Source organism: Cellulomonas sp. IC4_254, from assembly GCF_011603975.1.
Classification (GTDB): Bacteria; Actinomycetota; Actinomycetes; order Actinomycetales; family Cellulomonadaceae; genus Cellulomonas.
Map to the genome: position 1 here is coordinate 1 of NZ_JAANNB010000332.1, position 2,147 is coordinate 2,147.

The window sequence follows — 2,147 nt, forward strand, 5'->3', positions numbered from 1 at the left end:
GGGGCGCGCTGGGCGCGCGACGCGGGCTGACCGGGCGCGGGCTGGCGTGGGCGTGCACGAGCCGCGCGAGCAGGCTCGCTCGGGCGGGTCGCGCGTCCCGGTGCGGGCACCCGCACGGGTGACCGCGTGCGGCGACCGGGCGACCCCGGCGCGAGGCACCCGGGTGACCGGCTCGACGCCTCCTGTCCGATTTGCGAGGGTATGGGGACATTCTCGGCCGCCCCGACGCCGAGCGAGCCGGAGGTGACGCGTGACCGACGCCCGGGCCCGCGCGGACGTGTCCGTGGTGCTGGTCGCGCGCGGCGACGAGCACGGTCTCGTGCGCACCCTCCGCAGCGTGCTGGAGTCGCTCGACCACGCCGCCGGCCGGCGGGACGACCGCACCTCCTGGCTGCGCGGCGAGCGGCTGCACGGCGAGCTCCTCCTCGTCGCCCGCGACCTCGCGCGGCTCCCCGCGCTGCCGGCCGACCCGCGCCTGCGCGTCGTCGCCGCCCCCGGCGTCACCGGCGGCCGGGCCCGGAACCTGGGCGTCGCCGCCGCGCGCGGCCGGTACCTGGTGTTCACCGACGCCCAGGTCCGCGTGCCCGCCGACTGGGTGCTCGCCCTGACCGCCCCGCTGCGCGCGGGCCGCGCCGACCTCGTCGGCGGGGCCGTCCGGCTCACCGCGAACCTCGAGCGACCCTGGCTCTCCGAGGACCTCGCCGCCGCGTACCTCGACCTGGTCCCGGACCCCCCCGAGGTCGGCCGCGCGTTCAGCGGCGTCAGCATGGCGGCCACCCGGGCCGTGCTGGAGGCGGTCGGCTTCGACGAGGCGCTGGGCACCGCCCGGTGCCCCGACGGCCTCGACGTCGTGTTCCGCCGCGACGTGGTCGGCGCGGGCTTCCGCGAGCGGGCCGTCGGGGGCGCCGCCGTCGAGCGGGACCTCGGACCCCGCGCGCTCGTGCGCCGGTCGCTCATCGAGCGGGCCCGGGGCCACGGGCGGGCCGCCGCCTACGTCGACCGGCGACTCCGCGACGTCCGGCCCGCCGCCCCGGTCGTGCTGCTCCGGCTCGCGGGCCGGTGGCTGCGGCTGCTCGCCCTCGGGCACGGCCGCGGGCACGCCCGGTCCCGGCTCCGGGCGCACGCCGCCGTGGCGTACCACCGCGAGACCCTCCGGCTGCTGCGGGCACCGGCCCGCGAGCGCCCCGCGTCCGCCGCCGGTGACGCCCCGGGCGGCGGCGGGGCACCCCGGTCCGCGGTGCCCGTGGCCCTGCTCCCGCGCGACTCGGTGCCGCCGACCCCGCTACCCGCCGCCGACCCGGAGCCCGCCACCGACCGGACGCCCGCTGCGGCCCGCGCCGCCGACGGCCCGCGGGGCTCCGTCCACCAGTTCTGGGACCGGGGCCGCTCCCGCGGCGCCGAGGCCCGCGCCGCCCGCTCGACGACCACCCCCCTCCACGGCACCACCGCCTCCTGACCCGCTCCCGGGCACGCGGCTACGTGGCTCCGCCAGGCGCTCGCGGCCGGACCGTCGCCCGGCCGCCCACGGACCACGCCCGGGCGCCGAGAGGGCAGTCGACACGTCGAACGAGTACCCGCCGGTTACTCGCTCGACGTGTCGGGTACTCGCTCGGCGCTCGTGAGGCGCCGGCCGCCCGGCGCTAGGCGCTGCGCAGGGCGCCCGGCCACCCGGCGCGCGGCGCTCGCCGGGTGCTCGGCGGCGGGGCGGTCACCCCGCCGGCGCTCGGCGGGTCCGGGCCGTCGCGCGGCCGCCGACTGACCACGTCCGGGCACCGAGGGGGTAACTGACACGTCGAACGAGTACCCGCCGGCTGCTCACTCGACGTGTCGGGTACTCGCTCGGCGTTCGCGGGGGCGACCGGCCGCCTGGCGCTCGGCGCTGCCCGGGGTGCCCGGCCCCCCCCGACGCGCGGCGCTCGCCGGGTGCTTGGCGACCGGGCGGTGGCCCCGCCGGGCGCTCGGTGGGGCCGGGTCGTCGCGCGGTCGCCGACGGACCACGCCGGGGCACCGAGGGGGCAGCTGACACGTCGAACGAGTACCCGCCGGCTACGCGCTCGACGTGTCGGGTACTCGCTCGGCGCTGCGCGGGCCGCTCGGTGCAGCGCGGGCCGCTCGGTGCTGCGCGGGCCGCTCGGTGCTGCGCGGGC

1 protein-coding gene is annotated in these 2,147 nt (G+C 81.0%); it reads left to right on the plus strand.

Features of this window, described 5'->3' with window-relative positions; genetic code table 11:
* Positions 1-250: 250 nt before the first annotated feature.
* Positions 251-1,456: a glycosyltransferase gene (locus G6556_RS18485; RefSeq protein ID WP_166944573.1), complete on the plus strand. Its 1,206-nt coding sequence runs from the start codon at positions 251-253 to the stop codon at positions 1,454-1,456.
* Positions 1,457-2,147 lie beyond the last annotated feature (691 nt).